This is a genomic window from Verminephrobacter aporrectodeae subsp. tuberculatae At4 (genome assembly GCF_000193225.1).
Classification (GTDB): domain Bacteria; phylum Pseudomonadota; class Gammaproteobacteria; order Burkholderiales; family Burkholderiaceae_C; genus Acidovorax; species Acidovorax aporrectodeae.
Genome location: NZ_AFAL01000647.1, coordinates 1 through 467, shown reverse-complemented (window position 1 = coordinate 467; position 467 = coordinate 1). Strand labels below are relative to the sequence as shown.

Sequence of the window (467 nt, the reverse complement as noted above, 5' to 3'; positions counted from 1 at the left end):
TCACCGTAAAGCCGGCGCTGCCCGCGAGTGCGGCCGCGTCCAGGGTGTTGGCTTCGGTGTATGTGATCACCAGCTGGTCGCCGTTGACCGCGGCGCTGCTGAACACCGGGGGCGTGGTGTCTGTTGCTGCTGGCGTGTTGTTGACCACCGCGGTGGCCGCAAAGCTGGCCACGTCGTTGCCTGCGGCGTTCTGTATCGCGTTGGTGTCGTTGCCGGTCGTGGGGTCGGTGTAGGCGACGGTGACCGACTGGCCGTGGGTGACCGCCGTGGTCAGCGTGAGCGTGACGGTCTTGGCTTGGGCCTGGACGGTGACGTTGGTGACGGCGTTCGCGACGCCATTCACAAGCACCGTAAAGGCCCCGTTGGCCGGTTTGTGGACCGGGTCCGCGTCCAGGTTGCTGGTGTCGTTGAAGCTGAGTACCAGTTGGTCGCCGGTGACCTTGGGGGACGTGGCGCCGGTGGTGATC

At 66.4% G+C, this 467-nt stretch carries 1 protein-coding gene; it reads right to left on the bottom strand.

Features of this window, described 5'->3' with window-relative positions; translation table 11 throughout:
• The coding region (locus VTU_RS28550; protein ID WP_010107270.1) for a SwmB domain-containing protein at window positions 1-467 on the bottom strand (467 nt) is incomplete at both ends.